Source organism: Enterobacter cloacae complex sp. FDA-CDC-AR_0164 (assembly GCF_003071645.1).
Lineage (GTDB): Bacteria > Pseudomonadota > Gammaproteobacteria > Enterobacterales > Enterobacteriaceae > Enterobacter > Enterobacter ludwigii.
Window position 1 is genome coordinate 1,126,717 of record NZ_CP028950.1, and the last position, 20,896, is coordinate 1,147,612.

The following is a 20,896-nucleotide window of genomic DNA, read 5'->3' on the forward strand; positions in this document are numbered from 1 at the left end:
CGCCAGCACTCATAACTTAAATTTATGTAACGGAGATCACACAAACGGGGGGTGGGGCGTAGGGGTTGGGAGGATGGAAAGAGGATGTCAAATAAGGAGACTGAGTCACGTTGAACCACCTCAGTGTATCCACGAGCACATCACCAAAAAAGGATGGCAGATATGAAGATCAAGACTGGCGCACGCGTTTTCGCATTGTCCGCCCTTGCAGCAATGATGATTTCCGCACCGGCTCTCGCCAAAATTGAAGAAGGTAAGCTGGTTATCTGGATTAACGGCGATAAAGGCTATAACGGCCTGGCCGAAGTGGGCAAGAAATTCGAGAAAGACACCGGTATCAAAGTTACCATTGAACACCCGGACAAACTGGAAGAGAAATTCCCGCAGGTGGCTGCAACGGGTGACGGTCCGGACATCATCTTCTGGGCACATGACCGTTTCGGTGGCTACGCCCAGTCGGGTCTGCTGGCTGAAGTGACGCCGGACAAAGCTTTCCAGGACAAACTGTACCCGTTCACCTGGGATGCCGTTCGCTATAACGGCAAGATCATCGCTTACCCAATCGCGGTAGAAGCGCTGTCTCTGATTTACAACAAAGACCTGGTACCCAACCCACCGAAAACCTGGGAAGAGATCCCGAAACTGGATAAAGAGCTGAAGGCGAAAGGTAAGAGCGCGCTGATGTTCAACCTGCAGGAACCGTACTTCACCTGGCCGCTGATTGCTGCCGACGGCGGTTACGCGTTCAAATTTGAAAACGGCAAATATGACGTGAAAGACGTGGGCGTGGACAACGCTGGCGCGAAAGCAGGCCTGACCTTCCTGGTTGACCTCATTAAGAACAAACACATGAACGCGGATACCGACTACTCCATCGCAGAAGCGGCGTTCAACAAAGGCGAAACCGCGATGACCATCAACGGTCCGTGGGCCTGGACCAACATCGACAAGAGCAAAATCAACTACGGCGTAACCCTGCTGCCAACCTTTAAAGGCAAGCCGTCTAAACCGTTTGTTGGCGTGCTGAGCGCAGGTATTAACGCTGCCAGCCCGAACAAAGAGCTGGCGAAAGAGTTCCTGGAAAACTACCTGCTGACCGATCAGGGTCTGGATGAAGTGAACAAGGACAAACCGCTGGGCGCGGTTGCGCTGAAATCCTTCCAGGATCAGCTGGCGAAAGACCCACGTATCGCGGCAACCATGGATAACGCGCAGAAAGGCGAAATCATGCCGAACATCCCACAAATGGCAGCGTTCTGGTACGCCACCCGTACCGCCGTCATCAACGCAGCAAGCGGTCGTCAGACGGTTGATGCTGCGCTGAAAGATGCTCAGGGTCGTATCACGAAGTAAGGCTTTTATCCCCTCTCTCCCCTGCGGAGAGAGGGAGAACAAAATGTGTTGTAGAGGAAGAACCCCATGGATGTCATTAAAAAGAAACACTGGTGGCAAAGCTCTGCCCTGAAGTGGTCTGTAATGGGTCTGCTGTGTCTGCTGGTGGGTTACCTTGTTGTTTTAATGTACGTACAAGGGGAATATCTGTTCGCCATCATGACGCTGATTTTAAGCTCTGCTGGCCTGTATATTTTCGCCAACCGTAAAGCCTATGCCTGGCGATATGTTTACCCGGGCGTGGCCGGGATGGGTCTGTTTGTCCTGTTCCCGCTGATTTGTACCATTGCTATCGCGTTCACCAACTACAGCAGCACCAACCAGCTTGCTCAGGAGCGCGCCCAACAGGTGCTGATGGACCGCTCTTATCAGGCGGGCAAAACCTTTAACTTCGGCCTGTATCCTGCGGGCAGCGAGTGGAAGTTAGCACTCACTGACGAAGAAACCGGCAAAAATTATGTCTCCGACGCTTTCAAATTTGGCGGCGAGCAGAAGCTGGCCTTAAAAGAGGCTGCGGCCCTGCCGGAAGGCGAACGCGCTAACCTGCGCATCATTACGCAGAACCGTCAGGCACTGACGCAGCTTACCGCCCAACTGCCGGACGAAAGCAAAGTGACCATGAGTTCACTGCGCCAGTTCTCCGGGACACAACCGCTTTATACGCTGGCGGACGACGGCACGCTGACCAACAACCAGAGCGGCGTAAAGTACCGTCCAAACAACGACATTGGTTTCTACCAGTCCATTACGGCTGATGGCAAATGGGGTGATGACAAGCTCAGCCCGGGCTACACCGTGACGATAGGCTGGGACAACTTCACCCGCGTCTTCACCGATGAAGGGATCCAGAAACCGTTCTTCGCCATCTTTGTCTGGACCGTAGTGTTCTCCATACTGACGGTGATCCTGACCGTTGCCGTGGGCATGGTGCTGGCGTGTCTGGTGCAGTGGGAATCTCTGAAAGGGAAAGCCATTTACCGCGTGCTGCTTATTCTGCCGTATGCCGTCCCGTCGTTTATCTCGATTCTGATTTTCAAAGGGCTGTTTAACCAGAGCTTCGGTGAAATCAACATGATGCTGAGCGCGCTGTTCGGCATCAAACCGGCCTGGTTCAGCGACCCCATCACCGCCCGCTCGATGATTATCATCGTGAACACCTGGCTCGGTTATCCGTACATGATGATCCTGTGCATGGGCCTGCTGAAGGCGATTCCGGACGATTTGTACGAAGCCTCGGCAATGGATGGCGCGGGTCCGTTCCAGAATTTCTTTAAGATTACGCTGCCGCTGCTCATTAAGCCGCTGACGCCGCTGATGATTGCCAGCTTTGCCTTCAACTTTAACAACTTCGTGCTGATTCAGCTGTTGACCAACGGTGGGCCTGACCGTCTTGGCACCACCACGCCGGCAGGCTATACCGACCTGCTCGTCAGCTACACCTACCGTATCGCCTTCGAAGGCGGCGGCGGTCAGGACTTCGGTCTGGCGGCAGCGATTGCCACCCTGATCTTCCTGCTGGTTGGCGCTCTGGCGATTGTGAACCTGAAAGCAACACGCATGAAATTCGACTAAGGAGGGCACAAAATATGTCTATGGTCCAACCCAAATCTCAGAAACTGCGCCTCTTCGCGACGCATTTAGGGCTGCTGATTTTTATCGCGGCAATCATGTTCCCGCTGCTGATGGTCATCGCCATCTCCCTGCGTGCCGGTAACTTCGCGACCGGGAGCCTGATCCCGGATGAAATCTCCTGGGAGCACTGGAAGTTAGCGCTGGGCTTCAGCGTTGAACACGCGGATGGCCGCGTCACGCCACCGCCGTTCCCGGTGCTGTTATGGCTGTGGAACTCGGTGAAAATTGCCGGGATTACCGCGATTGGAATTGTCGCACTCTCCACGACCTGTGCTTACGCCTTTGCCCGTATGCGTTTCCCGGGTAAAGCCACGCTGCTGAAAGGGATGCTGATTTTCCAGATGTTCCCGGCAGTACTGTCACTGGTGGCGTTGTATGCCTTGTTTGACCGACTGGGCCAGTACGTGCCGTTTATCGGCCTGAACACCCACGGTGGCGTCATCTTCGCCTATCTTGGCGGTATCGCGCTGCATGTGTGGACCATCAAAGGGTATTTCGAAACCATCGACGGCTCGCTGGAAGAAGCGGCGGCGCTGGATGGCGCGACCCCGTGGCAGGCATTCCGTCTGGTGCTTCTGCCGCTGTCGGTGCCGATCCTGGCGGTGGTCTTTATCCTGTCGTTTATCGCAGCCATCACCGAAGTGCCGGTCGCTTCCCTGTTACTGCGTGATGTCAACAGCTATACGCTGGCCGTCGGTATGCAGCAATACCTCAATCCGCAGAACTATTTGTGGGGCGACTTTGCTGCGGCGGCTGTACTCTCCGCCATCCCTATCACTGTCGTGTTCCTGCTGGCGCAGCGCTGGCTGGTGAATGGCCTGACGGCGGGCGGTGTGAAAGGTTAAGTTTCATTTGTTATGCCACTGCAACCCTCAACTTTAGACGTATTGTATTGACCCAACTTGTGACTGTTGTTAGGCGGCCTCCGGGCCGCCATTTTTTTATTCCCGTTTCAGCCGTTTCGAATTGCACAGCCAGAGCGTGATCACCAGCAGCAGGATCGCCGCCGAATAGATCAGTACGTCGAGCGGGGAGGTATGATCCACGATGATCAGCCGCACAATCGCGGTGATCCCGATGTAAACAAAATAGCGTAGCGGGAAGTGAAAGCCCGACTGGAAATACTTCACAATCAGCGCGATAAATTCAAAGTAGAGAAAGTAGACCACCAGGCCTTCCACCAGCTCATATTTGCTGGTTTGTTCAGGGGCGAACAGCACATCCGCCAGATGCACCGTCTCTTTTCCCAAAAAGACGACCAGTATCAGGCCAAGGCTCAGCAGACCGAGGTTCAGCACGGTCTGGAGGATTGTTGAGATAAACTCAACACGCGGGCGAGTCAGGGATGTCATAGAGCACCTCATTCTCCAGGGCGAGGTTCCTGTATAACGCAAAAATGTGACGGTGATCTATATTTTTTGTTTATATTATGTTCAGCGCTGTGGCATGTTGCACTGTGACACGCTTATTTCGACGAAGGGATGATGAAATTAACCATTCAACGCGCCACCGTGGATGATGCAAAACAGCTGAGTGAAATGGGGTATGCCAGCTACCGGCATCACTTTGGGCATCTATGGGAAAGCCAGACAGAGCTTGCCGCCTTTCTTGAGCAGGAATACGCACCGCAGGCGATAGCAGACAGCCTGATGCAGCCGGGCACTTACTGGCTCATTGCCAGCGCACAAATACCAGTCGGATTCGCAAAATTCTCAACCCAGCAGACCATCGAGCCCGAGGGGCTGTCGGGTACGCTCCTGCATAAACTCTATTTATTGCCGGATGCCACAGGACACCGCTACGGCGAGCAACTCCTTGCGGAAGTGATTCGCCAGGCAAAAGCCTGTTCGGAAAATCTGCTGTGGCTGGAAGTCCTCGAAAAGAACCCTCGCGCACGCCGGTTTTACGAAGCGCAGGGGCTGAAACATGTCAAAGACACCCTCTTCGTCACTGCGGCGCAAACCAGCACCCTCCATATTATGTCGATGCCAGTCTAAGGAGATGTATGCCAGAGCAACGCCAGGCGGCTATTCGTCATGTTGTCTGCGGCGAAAACGTCGTCATTTACGAACCCGCGAATCTTTATGAGTGTTCGCTGGGCGATAACGTCTTTATCGGCCCGTTTGTTGAAATCCAGGCTAACTCGCACATCGGTGCTGACAGCAAAATTCAGTCCCATACCTTCATCTGCGAGTACGTCACCGTCGGTGAGCGCTGTTTCATTGGCCATGGGGTGATGTTCGCCAACGATATGTTCCGCGACGGTAAACCCAATGCCGACCGGCGCAGCTGGGGACACATTCGCGTGGGCAACGACGTTTCAATCGGCAGCGGGGCCACCATTCTGGCTGTCTCAATTTGCGATGGGACGGTGATTGGGGCGGGAAGCGTGGTGACAAAGTCCATCACCGAGAAAGGGGTTTACGCCGGCAACCCGGCGAGGCTGTTGCGGCGTTTGTAATGTGCCCGGCAGGCGTAACGCTACCGGGCACTCACGCATCATCTGAAGTTGATGTTCTTATCGCTGGTCATGTCGTACAGCTGGAATTTACGACCCAGCTGCTGACCACCGTCACGCGTCAGCGGCGTCCAGCCAATTGCCGCACGGCTGCGGGTTGGGCCTGACGAGAACAGATCCAGCGGAATGGAAACGTACACGCCTTTGGTGAAGTCCCCTTCCCCGTACTCGTCCGGCGAGACGTTAGTGATCGTGGCATAGCCACCGACCACCACACCGCTGTCGAAGTGTTTAGAGATATCCAGCGTGCCGCCTTTATCCCCCGCCAGATACTGACCAACGCTGGCTTTCACCAGTACGTCCGGGGCAAACGACGGCGTCCAGTAGGCCGTCAGATGGCCGGTTTTAACGCTGTAATCGGTGAACTTCATCATGTCCTGCGCGCTGCGCCAGTCACGCTGTTTGACGTAGTTGGCATCAAGACCGAACGCCCAGTTGCTGTCTACCGGACGGTAGAGCACTTCAGCCCCCGCGCCGCCAAACATCGTTTCCAGATAACCGCCGTAAACCTGGCCGTAGAAACCGTTACCAAAGTACTGGAAGTAGTTGGCCTGCAGGTTGTTTACGTAAGCGTCGTTCTGCACATATTCACGTACGCGAGTACGCACGCGCGGCAGTTTCGAGTCGTTCGGCGGGTTGGTATAGTTGAACTTGTCGTAGTTGTTGGCAAGGTTACCGAACAGGCTGCCGGTGGTCAGCAGGTGGTCGGTGACCCACAGATCCGCCGTCGCCATGACGCCCAACTGATACATGTAGAAGTTTTCTGGCCCACCAACAGACTGGTTCAATACCGGATCGATATGGAAATCAAAGCGCGACTTATCGATATACCAGCCCTGCTCGGTGGTGTCTGGCACCACTGGCTCAACGCGTTTTTGCACCAGTTCGGTTTCATGCCCCAGCGGTTCGCCTTCCAGATGGCGCTTAAGGCTGGCGACATCCGTTTCCGTCGTAACCTGCGGCATGTTCAGACGGTTTTCGGTCACGCGGATCGTGCTGATCCCGTCCGGTAGATCGTTCATGATGATCCGGTTGGCGCGTTCGATCCCTTCCCGCGAGTCGCGGTATTTCACCTGCTCGCCGGTCACGTACAGCGTATCACCTTTCACCTGAATCTTCGGATCCGCCAGACCGGCGTTGTATTTCAGCAGTGTCAGCTGGTTCGCCACGACGGAGTGCTGCAGAATGGCATCCTGCGGCTCCGGCTGGTAGGCAGGGCGCGCGTTGTCGTTGTAGTGTGGCCGCATATCGTTAAAGTTGGTACGCAGCGTCACGCCAAACATCACGGTATTGCCACGCTCATAGCTGAGGTTAACGTCAGCCCAGTCAGCCACACGGTAAATGGCACCGACGTTAAATTTGCTCTTCTGCTCAATCTTGCCGGCGAAATCCTGTGAATAGTCATTCCCTTCGTATTCCAGCTTCAGGCGCAGCGGCTGCCAGGGCGTCTGGTACTCTACGCCGCCAAACAGCGAGGCCGGGCCGTGGAACATCTGGTCGCCGTTGATGGAGCCCGCTTTCTGATAGCTATTATCGCGATAGCAATATTTGTCGCTGTAGGAGCAGAACGGGTTTTTCACGTTGCCGCTGGTGCCCAGATACCCCCAGCCGAGACCGAGCGAGAAATCAAACGGTCCCCAGGCTTTGCTGGCCACCACGTATTCCGCATCAAACAGACCGGTACCGCCGATATCCCTGGCACCAACGGAGACCTGCGGCATCCAGTAACTCTCTTCCCACAGACGCAGCTTCACGTCGAACGCTTTATCTTTGTAGGTCTGATCGCCGGAGAAGGACTCGACGCTGCTGTACCGTTTGGTGCGCACGTCAGTGTAGCGCAGCGTGGTTTCGAGCCACGGAAACAGCTGTACAGCGGCGGAGTAGTAGCGATACTGATCGTTATCGCGGTAGTTGAGGCTGATTTCCCCTTCCCGCGCCATGCGCGCGGTAGGCGTTTGCAGTAAACCGACGCCGCCGAAGTCTGACTGAGACGGGCCAATGGGTGCCGGATACGTTTCTGCATGGCAGGCGGCACTCACGCACAACGCCAGCATGCTATAGAGATAGGTTCTTTTCATTATTCCGGTATCCGCTGTTTCAGGGAGTGAAGGATATCGGCGTTCAGCCCGTCATATGCCTTCGTCCAGAAATGGTCGGCAAAACCGACAAAAATGACGCTGCCTGGCATCGGTTCGATATGGCGTTTATTCCAGTAGGCTACCGGTGCTTTTTGCGTTTGGCCGTCCGGGTACACCACCCATGCGTAGCTCTTATCCGCACCGCTCAACAAATTTTGTTCATCGAGATAGCTCGCCACATCGCGACCCGGCATAAACGGCTTGTCACCCGGACTGCTGACAAGCCCGAACACGGTAATGGTAGAAGGCTGAACAGGTAGCCAGAGCGTGTACTCGCCTTCCAGTGACGGGTTAGCCGTTTCCGCGACGCGAACGTGGTCCGGATCGAGATTGACCGGCAACCGTCCGGTGACCTTTAGCGCCTTAAGCTGCTGGCGAAGGCTGTTAATGGCCGCCGCGTCGTCACCCTCTTCCTGCTCCGCCAGCCCTGTTAGCCTGGCGAGCAGCGCGTTATGTTGTTGCTCCGCCACCACCGTCGCCTGTCGTTCACTGATGACCGCACCCGGCCACCAGCTGTTCGCCAGCCTTGGCTGGCCGACGAGATCGATCAAGTGTCCGGCGTTGGTCAATGTTTTAGGCTTCGTATTGTCCTGCGTATAGACTTTCACCGTCCCGGCAGACCATGCGAGCGGCGTAGCAAAGCTTGCGATCAGCGCAACGCGAATTAGTGTTTTCATGATTTCGCGGCCTTGATCAGCGTGGTTTTGACCGGGAAGAATCCGGCCCCCAGATACTGTAACGACTGGCGTATCTGGCCGTCATCGTCCACCCAGAAGCGGTTATGCCAGGTTGCCTGATCGGTAGTGACCTCTTCATCCAGCACGCGAACCCGAGTTTCGTCGCTGCCCACATTGACGCTGTCCGTGCCATCCCAGCGGAAGGTGGAGCGGGCGGTGGCATAGCGAACCTGCTTGTGTTCGGTCCAGCCCATCGTGCGGGTCCAGCTTGCCCCGTCGGTTATCTGGTTCGGCTTGTTCAGCGGATCGGCGGCGAGATTGTTGACTTCAAGCAGGTTGTCGCCCCCGAGCAGGGTTTTCACGATACGGCTATGCTGCGTTACGATGGTGGCCTGATCCTGCGTCACCCATTTCTGCTGCCCGTTTTCATCGAAAGCGAGCACCACAAACAGCTGTGGGCCATCGTTGAGCTGCATGTACTGACTGGCATAGGGCATGTTCTGAAGTTCGTCATCGGTCAGATGCACGCCCGGCGTACCGAACATGCTTTCCCACAGTGAATGGCCCAGCCCTTTGGTGGTGGCCGAGCACGCCTGCAAAAGCAGACAAATCAGGATGATCCCAGGTCGCTTCACGACTCTTCTCCGCATTATTGCCGGGTGATGCTGCGCTTACCCGGTCTACAGGTCCCGAAGGCTACTGAAAAGCCAGAATAACCACACCGAAGTGTGGTTATGATTAAAACACCCGTTATTACTGGGTGCTGGTGGTCGTGGTGGTCGTGGTTCCGGTATTGGAGCCATCACCGCCACCGGTTGCCGCCAGGGCGACACCCACGGCTGAACTTACGGTGCTGGCGCTGGACGCGGTAGAAATCCCCGCAGACGCAGACGTCGCAGCCGAACCTGCCGCTTCTCCGACCTGAACCGGAGCCGCATTAACAGATGTCGCCGCAAGCGCAGATATGGCGAAAATGCCATACAGTACTTTCTTCATAAGAATTTCCCTTCATTTAATGAATGGAGATTTGCCCAAAAAGAATTTCAGGCGGATTCGAGTATACACAACTAAAGGTGAGGGTTTGCCGTAGGGGTAAATAGAAGAAGGGTTTTCGGACAATTGGATAAAATGGAAACAAAAGGACGATTAGATAATAATATAACTTATATAAATCAATGAAATAGAATTATATTCCGTGACGGTAATTATCCGTATTTTCCTAAAATAAACCGCAGCAATTAACAGGTTAACAGCTATTTTCAGATTAAACTCACTACAGGAATTTGAGTTTAATAACAGACATCAGGAATTATCCGATAAAAAAATGCCGGCATTTCGCCGGCACTTTTTCATGACACTTTAATTACGCGCGCCATGCTTTATAACGGTTGATCAGACCATTTGTGGAGCTGTCGTGGCTGTTAATCGCGTTATCGTCACCCAGTTCAGGCAGGATACGGTTTGCCAGCTGTTTACCCAGCTCAACGCCCCACTGGTCAAAGGTGAAGATGTTCAGGATAGCGCCCTGAGTGAAGATCTTATGCTCGTACAGGGCAATCAGCGCACCCAGGCTGAACGGCGTAATTTCGCGCAGCAGGATGGAGTTGGTTGGACGGTTGCCTTCGAACACTTTGAACGGCACAACGTGGTCCAGCGTGGCCGGATCTTTACCCTGGTCGCGGTATTCCTGCTCAACCACGTCACGAGACTTACCGAACGCCAGCGCTTCAGTCTGTGCGAAGAAGTTAGACAGCAGCTTCGGATGGTGGTCTGACAGCGGGTTATGGGTAATGGCCGGGGCGATGAAATCGCACGGAACCATTTTGGTGCCTTGGTGGATCAGCTGATAGAACGCATGCTGGCCGTTAGTGCCTGGCTCGCCCCAGATGATTGGGCCAGTCTGGTAATCCACAGCGTTACCGTTACGGTCAACGTATTTACCGTTGGATTCCATGTTGCCCTGCTGGAAGTAGGCCGCAAAACGGTGCATGTACTGGTCGTATGGCAGAATCGCTTCGGTTTCAGCCCCGAAGAAGTTGTTGTACCAGATACCAATCAGCGCCAGCAGCACAGGCAGGTTTTTCTCAGGTGCAGTGGTGGAGAAGTGTTTATCCATCGCATGCGCGCCGGAGAGCAGCTCAACAAAGTTGTCGAAGCCGACGGAGAGGATGATCGACAGGCCGATAGCGGACCACAGAGAGTAACGACCGCCCACCCAGTCCCAGAACTCGAACATGTTCGCGGTGTCGATACCGAACTCGCTAACGGCTTTCCCGTTGGTCGACAGCGCGGCGAAGTGTTTCGCCACGTGCTTGTTGTCGCCTGCGGTTTTCAGGAACCAGTCGCGCGCGCTGTGGGCGTTGGTCATGGTTTCCTGAGTGGTGAAGGTTTTAGACGCGACCAGGAACAGGGTCGTTTCCGGATTCACGTTCTTCAGCACCTCGGCGATGTGGGTACCATCGACGTTAGAAACAAAGTGCATGTTGAGGTGGTTTTTGTATGGGCGCAGCGCTTCGGTGACCATGAATGGGCCGAGGTCAGACCCGCCGATACCGATGTTAACGACATCCGTAATCGGTTTGCCGGTGTAGCCTTTCCAGCTTCCGGAGATGATCGCTTCAGAGAAAGCTTTCATCTTTTCCAGCACCGCGTTCACTTCCGGCATCACATCTTTGCCGTCAACGATAATCGGAGTATTGCTACGGTTACGCAGCGCCACGTGCAGCACGGCACGGTCTTCGGTGCGGTTGATCTTCTCACCGGAGAACATGGATTTGATGGCGTCGGCCAGCTCAGTCTCTTTCGCCAGATCCTGCAGCTTCGCCAGCGTTTCTTCGGTAATGCGGTTTTTGGAGAAATCCACCAGCATCAGGTCATCGAAGGTCGCGGAGAACTTATTGAAACGATCGGCATCTTTCGCGAACAGGTCCGCGATGGTGACGTCTTTCATTTCATCATAATGTTTCTGTAGTGCCTGCCAGGCAGCGGTCTGCGTTGGGTTGATGTTTTTCATTAGCAATACTCTTCTGATTTGAGAATTGTGACTGCGGTCGATTGTAGCGCCTGCAAATAAAAATTGTGATGGTTTTTATGCCATTGCCCTGGCCTGCATCAAACACAGGTGAAAAGACCCGAAAAGTATAGCTGCTGAAACGCCCTTCAGGGGCGGCGAAATGTCGGTCAAAAGGCGGTAAAAAGGAGCATAAAATATGGCCCTGTTATAAGTCCTGTTACTGAGGGGTACCCCCCCATAAAAAATCCGCATAATCCCAGCATTGACAGGACCTCCCCCACATTTTATTTATAGGGCCGTATTTTGCGCCTGCACCTGTTCTCGTTTCATTCTTGTGCCAAGGTCGCTTTATTCATTCCCTGACACGAGGTTGTTATGACGAGTTTTGTGGTCGCCAAATTTGGCGGCACCAGTGTGGCCGATTACGATGCCATGAACCGCAGCGCCGATGTGGTGCTGGCCGATCCGAATACCCGCCTGGTGGTGCTTTCCGCCTCTGCTGGCGTGACGAACCTGCTGGTTTCTCTGTCTGAAGGACTGGAAGCAACCGAACGTTTCGTTAAGCTGGACGCACTGCGCAAAATTCAGTTCAACATCCTTGAACGTCTGCAGAATCCGAACGTGATCCGTGAGGAAGTGGAACGCCTGCTGGAAAATATCACTACCCTGGCTGAAGCCGCCTCTCTGGCGACCTCCACCGCGCTGACCGATGAACTGGTCAGCCACGGCGAGCTGATGTCCACGCTGCTGTTCGTGGAGATCCTCCGCGAGCGTAACGTCCATGCCCAATGGTTTGACGTGCGTAAAGTCATGCGCACCAGCGATCGCTTTGGCCGTGCCGAGCCGGATGTTGAAATGCTGGCCGAGCTGACCCAGCAGCAGCTGGCTCCGCGCCTGGCAGAAGGGATGGTGATCACTCAGGGCTTTATCGGTAGCGAAGCCAAAGGCCGTACAACAACGCTTGGCCGCGGCGGCAGTGACTATACGGCAGCCCTGCTCGGCGAAGCGCTGCATGCCACCCGTGTGGATATCTGGACTGACGTGCCGGGTATTTACACCACCGACCCGCGCGTGGTCTCTGCGGCGAAACGCATTGATGTGATCGCGTTTGAAGAGGCGGCCGAAATGGCCACCTTCGGCGCGAAAGTATTGCACCCGGCGACGCTGTTGCCGGCCGTGCGCAGCGATATCCCGGTCTTCGTTGGCTCCAGTAAGGATCCCAAAGCAGGCGGTACGCTGGTGTGCAAGAAAACCGAAAACCCGCCATTGTTCCGAGCGCTGGCCCTGCGCCGCCGCCAGACGCTGGTGACGCTGCACAGCCACAATATGCTGCATTCTCGCGGTTTCCTGGCGGAAGTGTTTGGCATCCTCGCGCGCCATAATATCTCCGTGGATTTGATCACCACATCCGAAGTGAGCATCGCGCTGACGCTGGACACCACTGGCTCCACGTCAACCGGCGACACCCTGCTGACGCAGTCGTTGCTGATCGAACTCTCTGAGTTGTGCCGCGTGGAAGTGGAAGAAGATCTGGCGCTGGTTGCCATCATCGGCAACAAGCTGTCGCGTGCCTGCGGCGTGGGCAAAGAGGTCTTCGGCGTACTCGACCCGTTCAGCATTCGTATGATTTGCTACGGCGCCTCCAGCTACAACCTCTGCTTCCTGGTGCCAGCCGATCAGGCCGAGCAGGTCGTGCAAAAACTTCATCAGAATTTGTTTGAATAAAATTCGTTAGCACGATAAACAATACCTATAAGCCGGGCACAGACCCGGCTTTTTTATAACTAAACAACACGACAATACTGCAAGGACTATCTATGTTATCCGCCATCACCCGGCTGTTCCCGTTGTGGGCACTGCTGCTTTCCGTACTCGCGTATTACACTCCCACCCACTTTACGGGCATTGGCCCGTGGGTCACGACGCTGCTGATGCTAATTATGCTCGGCATGGGCGTACACCTGAAAATTGACGACTTCAAACGCGTTCTGTCGCGCCCAGCCCCCGTAGCGGCAGGAATTTTCCTGCACTACCTGGTCATGCCGCTTGCGGCGTGGCTGCTGGCCATGGCCTTTAAAATGCCGCCAGATTTATCCGCCGGTATGGTGCTGGTCGGCAGCGTGGCCAGCGGCACGGCATCCAATGTGATGATTTACCTGGCAAAAGGTGATGTGGCGCTCTCGGTGACCATCTCTTCCGTTTCAACGCTGGTGGGCGTGATTGCCACGCCGCTGTTAACGCGTCTGTATGTGGATGCGCAGATTCAGGTAGACGTCATGGGGATGCTGCTCAGTATTCTGCAGATTGTGGTGATCCCGATTGCGCTGGGCCTGGTGATTCACCATCTGTTCCCACGCGTGGTCAAAGCCGTTGAACCGTACCTGCCTGCCTTCTCGATGGTCTGCATTCTGGCTATCATCAGCGCCGTGGTTGCCGGCTCTGCATCGCACATTGCCTCAGTGGGCTTTGTGGTGATCATCGCGGTGGTGTTGCATAACACCCTTGGTCTTTTGGGCGGTTACTGGGGCGGGAAGCTGTTTGGTTTCGACGAATCTACCTGTCGTACGCTGGCAATCGAAGTGGGGATGCAAAACTCGGGGCTGGCCGCAGCACTGGGCAAGATCTACTTCTCGCCGCTGGCAGCCCTGCCGGGTGCGCTGTTCTCCGTCTGGCATAATCTGTCCGGCTCGCTGCTGGCAGGCTACTGGTCAGGCAAACCCATTAATGAGCCCGCGAAAAAAGATGCAGTGAAACAGGGTTAATTTCCTTCGCTTGCTTTACACTGGAGCCTCCCCTTCAGGAGGCTTCAGCAATGGCTACACCACGTTTGACCCAGAAAGACATGACGGAAGCTGAGCAGCGCGAACTGAAAACGCTCCTCGACCGCGCTCGTATCGCCCATGGCCGCACGCTGACTAACGCCGAAACCAATCAGGTTAAAAAAGAGTACATCGATAAATTGATGGCTCAGCGTGAAACTGAGGCGAAACAAGCCCGCAAGCTGAAAAAAGAGCAGGCATATAAACCCGATAAAGAAGCGACCTTTTCCTGGTCAGCCAATACCTCACCCCGTGGAAGGCGCTAATTAGCGCCCTTTCTTTTTACGGCCCGGCTGGACGAAGCGTTTGCCCGCAGGCTTGCCGCGGCTTTTCTCTTCTGATGGCGGCGCTTTCACCACCGGGCGCTTAATGGCCTGGGTTTTCGGTTTGGCTTTCGTTTTTGGCTTCGCTTCAGACGATGAATTCTCGATGAGCCTGAACAGCTCAATCAGTTCGTCATCCGTTAAATCACGCCACTCGCCCAGTGGAATACCGGACAGACTCACGTTCATAATGCGCGTACGTTCGAGCTTCACCACGTCATAACCGAAGTGCTCGCACATCCGGCGGATCTGACGGTTTAAGCCCTGCACAAGGGTAATGCGGAAAGCAAACGGCGCCTCTTTCTTCACCTTGCACTTCTTCGTGACGGTCCCCAGAATCGGCACACCTGCGCCCATACCGCGGATAAAGTCGTCCGTGACCGGCTTATTGACCGTGACGATGTACTCTTTCTCGTGGTCGTTACCGGCACGCAGAATTTTGTTCACCAAATCGCCGTGGTTGGTCAGGAAAATCAGCCCCTGTGAGTCTTTATCAAGGCGGCCAATCGGGAAGATACGGCTGCTGTGATTAACGAAATCAACAATGTTGTCCCGCTCGCCGTCTTCCGTGGTACTGACGATGCCAACCGGCTTATTCAACGCGATAAATACCAGGTCTTCCGCATCACGCGGTTCAATGAGCTGACCATTCACTTTGACCACGTCACCGGGGACGACCTGATCACCGATGGTGGCGCGTTTGCCGTTGAGGAACACGTTACCCTGTTCAATGTAACGGTCCGCCTCGCGACGTGAGCAGATCCCGCTCTCGCTAATGTATTTGTTTAATCGTGTTGATTGAGTTGGCAGCATAGTTTCTCCTGTAAAGGCGAAATATACCTTAGGTTTGGGCTGGTAAAAAGATTAGCCGACGGTTACCGGGCATCATGCCCGGCGTAAACCTGCAGGTTTTCAGGTTAACCACCTTATAAAGGCGCTTTCAGAGATTAATATTCATCTCGATCGTCGTCTTCATCCGGCTGCTCCATGACGCTATAAGCGACCGCGCAGAATAACGAGTTGAGACGCTTCATGTCCCCCAGCAACCCCAGGTGCAGGGAGCTGGTTTCAATGCTCTGGACGTTCTGCTGGTGCAGTCGTTCAACGTGGGCGTGCGAGTAGCGCCGGTTGAGGATACGGAAGCGATGTTTGTTACGACGCAAACGGCGTGCGCTCGGTACGTCGCTGGAGAAGAAGACCAGCATCGCCAGCTTCAGGTTGCTCAGCAACTGCTCGTGCAGCGCCTCCAGCTCCTTCAGGCCTTCAACCGAGAAGGCGCGGCGCGCGGCAAGGGATTTGTCAGCAATTTCACTTCCCATACGCTCCACGATATCCGAGGCCTGCTCGAGGTTAAGCGACATTTCGATGATTTCCGCCCAGCGGCGGGACTCTTCCTCTGCCAGTTCATCCTGCGGAATACGCGCCAGGTAGAGCTTGATGGCGGTATAGAGCACGTTGATATCGTCCGCCAGCCTGCGCAGCTCTTTCTCTTCTCGCGGCTCTCCGTGCATGACCTTTTGCAGCCCTTCAAGCATCGTTTCCATGGCATCGCCCATGCGCAGCGTCTCGCGCGCGGCATTAGCCAGCGCCAGTGCCGGGGTATCCAGCGCGGAGGTATCCAGATGCTTAGGTTTCAGACGCGCATCCAGCTCCGGTTCATCCCGGATAAGCCGTTCGCAGAAGCGGGCCATGGGTTCAGCAAAAGGCACCATCGCCAGGCAACGCACCAGGTTGTAAAACACGTGGAAATAGATAACAAGCTCAGCCTTCGGTAACGGGAGATTGTCCATCAGGTTAGCCAGCGGATAGACAAACGGCAGAATAATCAGGCTGCCCACCAGCTTAAACAGCAGGCTTCCAAGCGCCACGCGCCGGGCAGCAGCGTTTGCGGCGCTGTTATTGAGCATCGCCAGCAGGCCAGATCCAAGGTTGGCCCCGATCACCAGACACAGCGCGACCGGGAAAGAGATCGCCCCCGCGGCGGTTAACGTCGCCGTCAGCAGCACAGCGGCCAGGCTGGAGTAACTGACGATGGCAAATACCGCGCCGATCAACGCATCCAGCATGATGTCCCCGGTCAGCGAGGCAAAGATGACCTGAACGCCGTTGGCCTCGGTGATGGGGGTCACCGCCTGCACAATCAGCTCCAGCGCCAGCAGGATCAACCCAAGGCCAATCCCCACGCGGCCAAGCTGTCCGGCACGCGTCTGCTTACGGCCAAGGAAGAAGATGACACCGATAAAAATCAGCAGCGGCGACAGCCAGGAGAGATCGAAGGTCAGGATACGCGCCATCAGCGCGGTACCCACGTCAGCGCCCAGCACAATGACCAGCGCGGGTGCCAGCGCCACCAGATCCTGCGCCACAAACGAGGTCACGAGCAGGGTCGTCGCATTACTGCTCTGCACCAGTGCCGTCACGCCGATGCCCGCGCAGAAGGCGAGCGGCTTCTTCTCAACGCTGCTGCTGAGAACGGTGCGTAAGCGCGCGCCAAAGACGCGCATAACGCCGGTACGGACAATATGCGTGCCCCATACCAGCAGTGCTACTGCGGAAAGCAAGTGTAACAGGGTCAGCACGGAAGGTTCTCCTCCTTATCGTTCTACGTTTTTATGATTCAGTATAAGGGTTTAAACGTAAGAAAGAGACAGGGCGCCCAATGAGCGCCCTGTTTGTTGTAAGGAAAAGTGACGTTAGTCAGCGTCGTAGCCTAAATTGGGTGCCAGCCAGCGTTCAACCTCTGAGACACTCATGCCTTTGCGCAGGGCGTAATCTTCAATCTGATCGCGCTGCAGCTGCGCGACGGCGAAGTATTTGCTGTCGGGATGGCTGAAATACCAGCCGGACACCGATGCCCCAGGCCACATGGCGAAAGACTCGGTGAGCTTCATGCCGGTATGGGCTTCTACATCCAGCAATGTCCAGATAGTGCCCTTTTCGGTGTGTTCCGGGCAGGCTGGATAGCCCGGAGCCGGACGAATCCCCTGGTAGTTTTCGCGGATCAGCTCCTCGTTGCTGAGGTTCTCATTGGCCGCGTAGCCCCAGTGTACCTTGCGCACGCGCTCGTGGAGATACTCAGCGAAGGCTTCCGCCAGACGATCGGCAATCGCTTTCACCATGATTTTATTGTAATCATCGTGCTGCGCGTCGAACGCCTCCGCCAGCGCATCTTCCTCAAGACCCCCGGTCACGGCAAACGCCCCGATATAATCCGCTTTCCCGGAAAGCTTCGGTGCAACGAAATCGGCCAGGCAGTAGTTAGCAAAGCCCACTTTCTCGGTTTGCTGGCGCAGATGGCGACTTACTGCCAGCACGTGCGTGCGGGTCTCGTCGCGATAAATTTCGATGTCGTCGCCCACACGGTTCGCCGGGAACAGGCCCACCACGCCGCGCGGGTTGAGGCTTTTCTGCGCACTCAACTGGTCAAGCATTTCGTTGGCGTCGTTGAACAGGCGTTTGGCTTCTTCCCCGACCACCTCATCTTCAAGGATGCGGGGATATTTACCCGCCAGTGACCAGGTCATGAAGAACGGTGTCCAGTCGATGTAGTTACGCAGCGTCTCGATGCTGGCAGTGACGTCCTGAACGCCCAGACGATGCGCCACAGGGGGCGTATAGCTGGCCCAGTCAAACGCCAGATCGTTATCGCGCGCGGCCTGGAGTGTCACCGGCGGCGTCCGCGGTTTCTTACGGCCATGCTGAATACGCACGGTCTCGTACTCTTTGCGGGTACGCGCGACAAAATCATCACGCTGGGTGGCAGACAACAATGCCGACACGACGCCCACGGTACGCGAGGCGTTTTGCACATAAACCGTCGGGCCACTGTAGTTCTGCTCGATTTTCACCGCCGTGTGCGCTTTGGACGTTGTCGCCCCGCCAATCAGCAGTGGAATGGTAAAGCCCTGACGCTCCATCTCTTTCGCTACGTTGACCATCTCGTCCAGCGACGGGGTAATCAGCCCGGAAAGTCCAATCAGGTCAGCATTCACTTCGCGCGCGGTTTTGAGGATTTTATCCGCCGGCACCATCACGCCAAGATCGATAATCTCGTAGTTATTACACTGCAGTACGACGCCCACAATGTTCTTACCGATGTCATGCACGTCGCCCTTCACGGTGGCGATCACCATTTTACCGTTGCTGGAGCCTTTCTCTTTGCTGGCTTCGATAAAGGGTTCGAGATAGGCCACCGCCTGCTTCATGACGCGTGCGGATTTCACCACCTGCGGCAGGAACATTTTGCCTTCGCCAAACAGATCGCCGACCACGTTCATGCCGTCCATCAGCGGCCCTTCAATCACTTCAATCGGGCGCGTGGATTGCTGACGTGCTTCTTCGGTGTCCTGTTCAATAAACTCGGTAATTCCCTTAACGAGTGAGTATTCCAGACGTTTTTTCACGTCCCAGGCACGCCACTCCGCCTGCTGAATGTTTACCGATGCATCGGATTTACTGCCGCGGTATTTCTCGGCCAGATCCAGCATGCGCTCGGTGGCGTCATAACGCCGGTTGAGGACCACGTCTTCTACGGCGTCGCGCAGTTCCGCCGGCAGGTCGTCGTAAATGGCCAGCTGTCCGGCGTTAACGATCCCCATGTCCATACCGTTACGGATAGCGTAATAGAGGAACACGGCGTGGATAGCTTCACGCACCGGATCGTTACCGCGGAAGGAGAATGACACGTTCGATACGCCGCCGGAGATCAGTGCATGCGGCAGCTCGCGTTTGATGTCTTCACACGCGCCGATAAAGTCCTGCGCGTAGTTATTGTGCTCTTCAATGCCGGTGGCAACCGCGAAGATGTTCGGGTCGAAGATGATGTCTTCCGGCGGGAAGCCCACCTCTTCGGTCAGAATTTTGTATGCGCGGCGGCAAATCTCAATTTTACGCGCCCGGGTATCGGCCTGGCCCATTTCATCGAAGGCCATCACCACCACGGCGGCACCATAACGGCGCACCATCTTCGCGTGGTGGATAAAGGTATCAACGCCTTCTTTCATCGAGATGGAGTTAACAATGCCTTTACCCTGAATACACTTCAGCCCTTTCTCGATGACTTCCCACTTAGAGGAGTCAATCATGATCGGCACCCGGGCAATGTCCGGCTCACCGGCAATCAGGTTGAGGAAGCGCACCATCGCCGCTTCGGCGTCGAGCATCCCCTCATCCATATTGATGTCGATGATCTGGGCGCCGCTCTCAACCTGCTGGCGGGCCACGTCCAGCGCTTCACTGTACTTCTCTTCTTTAATCAGCCGTTTGAATTTCGCCGAACCGGTCACGTTAGTCCGCTCCCCGACGTTCACAAACAGGCTATCGTCACCGATGGTCAACGGCTCAAGGCCGGCCAAACGGCAGGCAACCGGCAGCGTAGGCAGTTGACGCGGCGGCAGACCCGCCACCGCATTGCTCATCGCGGCAATATGCTCTGGCGTGGTACCGCAGCAACCACCGACGATATTCAGAAAACCGGATTCGGCCCACTCGCGGATTTGCGCCGCCATGGTGTCTGCATCCAGATCGTATTCACCAAAGGCGTTCGGCAGGCCGGCGTTCGGGTGTGCGGTGACATAGCATTCAGCGATGCGCGAAAGTTCCTGCACATACTGGCGCAGCTCATCAGGACCCAGCGCGCAGTTCAGGCCGAAAGAGAGCGCTTCAGCGTGACGCAGGGAGTTGTAAAAAGCTTCTGTGGTCTGGCCGGAGAGGGTACGACCAGAGGCGTCGGTGATGGTACCGGAAATCATGATCGGCAGGTCGACGCCCAGCGCCTCGAACTCCTCTTTCACCGCGTAAATCGCGGCTTTGGCATTGAGGGTGTCGAATACCGTTTCAATCAGGATCAGATCGGAACCGCCTTCCACCAGCGCTTTGGTCGATTCACGATACGCCGCCACCAGCTGATCAAAGCTGATGTTACGAAAGGCCGGGTCGTTCACATCGGGTGAAATCGACGCGGTGCGGTTGGTCGGGCCAAGCACCCCGGCCACGTAGCGCGGTTTGTCCGGTGTACGGGCTGTCCATTCATCAGCGCAGGCGCGGGCCAGCTTTGCCGCGGCAAGGTTTATCTCCGCCGACAGGGATTCCATCTGGTAATCCGCCATGGCGATGGTTGTCGAGTTAAAGGTGTTGGTTTCGACGATATCCGCACCCGCCTCGAAATACGCGTTGTGGATCGCCGAAATGACCTGCGGTTTGCTGAGCACCAGAAGGTCGTTGTTACCTTTGAGGTCGCATGGCCAGTCGGCGAAACGCTCGCCGCGGAAATCGTCTTCACTCAGACGATAGCTCTGGATCATGGTACCCATGCCGCCGTCCAGCACCAGAATTCGTTTATTTAACTGCGCACGCAGTTGCTCTACTTTGCTGCTCACACTTGCT

At 55.5% G+C, this 20,896-nt stretch carries 17 protein-coding genes; 8 read left to right on the forward strand and 9 right to left on the reverse strand.

What is annotated here, in order from left to right; genetic code table 11:
* Positions 1-162: 162 nt before the first annotated feature.
* The 3 genes from malE (at position 163) to malG (ending at position 3,869) form a co-directional block, all read left to right on the forward strand.
* A complete protein-coding gene (malE, locus tag AM410_RS05515) occupies positions 163-1,353 on the forward strand; it encodes a maltose/maltodextrin ABC transporter substrate-binding protein MalE (RefSeq protein WP_020882849.1) in 1,191 nt (396 codons plus the stop codon).
* Between the two features lie 66 nt (positions 1,354-1,419).
* On the forward strand, positions 1,420-2,964 hold the full coding sequence (malF, locus tag AM410_RS05520) for a maltose ABC transporter permease MalF (protein WP_020882850.1): 1,545 nt from the start codon (positions 1,420-1,422) through the stop codon (positions 2,962-2,964).
* 14 nt (positions 2,965-2,978) lie between these two features.
* On the forward strand, positions 2,979-3,869 hold the full coding sequence (gene malG / locus AM410_RS05525; protein ID WP_014168193.1) for a maltose ABC transporter permease MalG: 891 nt from the start codon (positions 2,979-2,981) through the stop codon (positions 3,867-3,869).
* A gap of 96 nt (positions 3,870-3,965) precedes the next feature.
* Here the strand turns inward: malG and psiE are convergent, their stop codons facing one another.
* Entirely contained in the window at positions 3,966-4,376 is a 411-nt protein-coding gene (gene psiE, locus AM410_RS05530) for a phosphate-starvation-inducible protein PsiE (protein ID WP_020882851.1), read from the reverse strand.
* Positions 4,377-4,505: 129 nt separating this feature from the next.
* Here psiE and AM410_RS05535 point away from each other — a divergent pair, with 129 nt between their 5' ends.
* Positions 4,506-5,021, forward strand: a complete 516-nt coding sequence (locus tag AM410_RS05535) for a GNAT family N-acetyltransferase (protein ID WP_047366137.1) — start codon at positions 4,506-4,508, stop codon at positions 5,019-5,021.
* Positions 5,022-5,029: 8 nt separating this feature from the next.
* Positions 5,030-5,485: an acyltransferase gene (locus AM410_RS05540; RefSeq protein ID WP_063157172.1), complete on the forward strand. Its 456-nt coding sequence runs from the start codon at positions 5,030-5,032 to the stop codon at positions 5,483-5,485.
* 38 nt (positions 5,486-5,523) lie between these two features.
* Here the strand turns inward: AM410_RS05540 and AM410_RS05545 are convergent, their stop codons facing one another.
* From AM410_RS05545 to pgi, 5 genes are all read right to left on the reverse strand, one after another.
* Positions 5,524-7,620 carry a YjbH domain-containing protein gene (locus AM410_RS05545; protein WP_014168189.1) on the reverse strand — a complete coding sequence of 699 codons (2,097 nt, stop codon included), beginning with the start codon at positions 7,618-7,620 and terminating at the stop codon, positions 5,524-5,526.
* Positions 7,620-8,357, reverse strand: coding sequence for a capsule biosynthesis GfcC family protein (locus tag AM410_RS05550; protein ID WP_032679376.1), 738 nt, complete (start codon positions 8,355-8,357; stop codon positions 7,620-7,622). The genes AM410_RS05545 and AM410_RS05550 overlap by 1 nt, the downstream gene beginning before the upstream one ends.
* The gene (locus tag AM410_RS05555) at positions 8,354-8,992 is read right to left on the reverse strand and encodes a YjbF family lipoprotein (protein WP_025206403.1); all 639 of its coding nucleotides are present in this window, start codon (positions 8,990-8,992) and stop codon (positions 8,354-8,356) included. Before AM410_RS05555 ends, AM410_RS05550 begins: the two co-directional genes overlap by 4 nt.
* A gap of 118 nt (positions 8,993-9,110) precedes the next feature.
* Positions 9,111-9,353 (reverse strand): exopolysaccharide production protein YjbE, encoded by a 243-nt coding sequence (yjbE, locus tag AM410_RS05560; RefSeq protein WP_014168186.1) that lies wholly within the window; start codon positions 9,351-9,353, stop codon positions 9,111-9,113.
* A 367-nt stretch (positions 9,354-9,720) separates the two neighbouring features.
* Entirely contained in the window at positions 9,721-11,370 is a 1,650-nt protein-coding gene (gene pgi / locus AM410_RS05565; protein WP_020882856.1) for a glucose-6-phosphate isomerase, read from the reverse strand.
* 375 nt (positions 11,371-11,745) lie between these two features.
* Here pgi and lysC point away from each other — a divergent pair, with 375 nt between their 5' ends.
* From lysC to AM410_RS05580, 3 genes are all read left to right on the forward strand, one after another.
* Positions 11,746-13,095 (forward strand): lysine-sensitive aspartokinase 3, encoded by a 1,350-nt coding sequence (gene lysC / locus AM410_RS05570; protein ID WP_014168184.1) that lies wholly within the window; start codon positions 11,746-11,748, stop codon positions 13,093-13,095.
* 92 nt (positions 13,096-13,187) lie between these two features.
* The gene (panS, locus tag AM410_RS05575; protein ID WP_014168183.1) at positions 13,188-14,132 is read left to right on the forward strand and encodes a ketopantoate/pantoate/pantothenate transporter PanS; all 945 of its coding nucleotides are present in this window, start codon (positions 13,188-13,190) and stop codon (positions 14,130-14,132) included.
* A gap of 50 nt (positions 14,133-14,182) precedes the next feature.
* Positions 14,183-14,455, forward strand: coding sequence for a DUF3811 domain-containing protein (locus AM410_RS05580; protein ID WP_014168182.1), 273 nt, complete (start codon positions 14,183-14,185; stop codon positions 14,453-14,455).
* Here the strand turns inward: AM410_RS05580 and rluF are convergent, their stop codons facing one another.
* From rluF to metH, 3 genes are all read right to left on the reverse strand, one after another.
* Positions 14,456-15,325 carry a 23S rRNA pseudouridine(2604) synthase RluF gene (gene rluF / locus AM410_RS05585; RefSeq protein WP_025206405.1) on the reverse strand — a complete coding sequence of 290 codons (870 nt, stop codon included), beginning with the start codon at positions 15,323-15,325 and terminating at the stop codon, positions 14,456-14,458.
* 134 nt (positions 15,326-15,459) lie between these two features.
* On the reverse strand, positions 15,460-17,091 hold the full coding sequence (locus tag AM410_RS05590) for a Na/Pi cotransporter family protein (protein WP_020882860.1): 1,632 nt from the start codon (positions 17,089-17,091) through the stop codon (positions 15,460-15,462).
* A gap of 114 nt (positions 17,092-17,205) precedes the next feature.
* Positions 17,206-20,889, reverse strand: coding sequence for a methionine synthase (metH, locus tag AM410_RS05595; RefSeq protein WP_073397736.1), 3,684 nt, complete (start codon positions 20,887-20,889; stop codon positions 17,206-17,208).
* Positions 20,890-20,896 lie beyond the last annotated feature (7 nt).

What these genes read in the sequence shown, in the direction of transcription:
- malE (WP_020882849.1), top strand. Translation starts at nt 163, where the DNA reads ATGAAGATCAAGACTGGCGCACGCGTTTTCGCATTGTCCGCCCTTGCA.
- malF (WP_020882850.1), top strand. Translation starts at nt 1,420, where the DNA reads ATGGATGTCATTAAAAAGAAACACTGGTGGCAAAGCTCTGCCCTGAAG.
- malG (WP_014168193.1), top strand. Translation starts at nt 2,979, where the DNA reads ATGTCTATGGTCCAACCCAAATCTCAGAAACTGCGCCTCTTCGCGACG.
- psiE (WP_020882851.1), bottom strand. Translation starts at nt 4,376, where the DNA reads ATGACATCCCTGACTCGCCCGCGTGTTGAGTTTATCTCAACAATCCTC.
- AM410_RS05535 (WP_047366137.1), top strand. Translation starts at nt 4,506, where the DNA reads ATGATGAAATTAACCATTCAACGCGCCACCGTGGATGATGCAAAACAG.
- AM410_RS05540 (WP_063157172.1), top strand. Translation starts at nt 5,030, where the DNA reads ATGCCAGAGCAACGCCAGGCGGCTATTCGTCATGTTGTCTGCGGCGAA.
- AM410_RS05545 (WP_014168189.1), bottom strand. Translation starts at nt 7,620, where the DNA reads ATGAAAAGAACCTATCTCTATAGCATGCTGGCGTTGTGCGTGAGTGCC.
- AM410_RS05550 (WP_032679376.1), bottom strand. Translation starts at nt 8,357, where the DNA reads ATGAAAACACTAATTCGCGTTGCGCTGATCGCAAGCTTTGCTACGCCG.
- yjbE (WP_014168186.1), bottom strand. Translation starts at nt 9,353, where the DNA reads ATGAAGAAAGTACTGTATGGCATTTTCGCCATATCTGCGCTTGCGGCG.
- pgi (WP_020882856.1), bottom strand. Translation starts at nt 11,370, where the DNA reads ATGAAAAACATCAACCCAACGCAGACCGCTGCCTGGCAGGCACTACAG.
- lysC (WP_014168184.1), top strand. Translation starts at nt 11,746, where the DNA reads ATGACGAGTTTTGTGGTCGCCAAATTTGGCGGCACCAGTGTGGCCGAT.
- panS (WP_014168183.1), top strand. Translation starts at nt 13,188, where the DNA reads ATGTTATCCGCCATCACCCGGCTGTTCCCGTTGTGGGCACTGCTGCTT.
- AM410_RS05580 (WP_014168182.1), top strand. Translation starts at nt 14,183, where the DNA reads ATGGCTACACCACGTTTGACCCAGAAAGACATGACGGAAGCTGAGCAG.
- rluF (WP_025206405.1), bottom strand. Translation starts at nt 15,325, where the DNA reads ATGCTGCCAACTCAATCAACACGATTAAACAAATACATTAGCGAGAGC.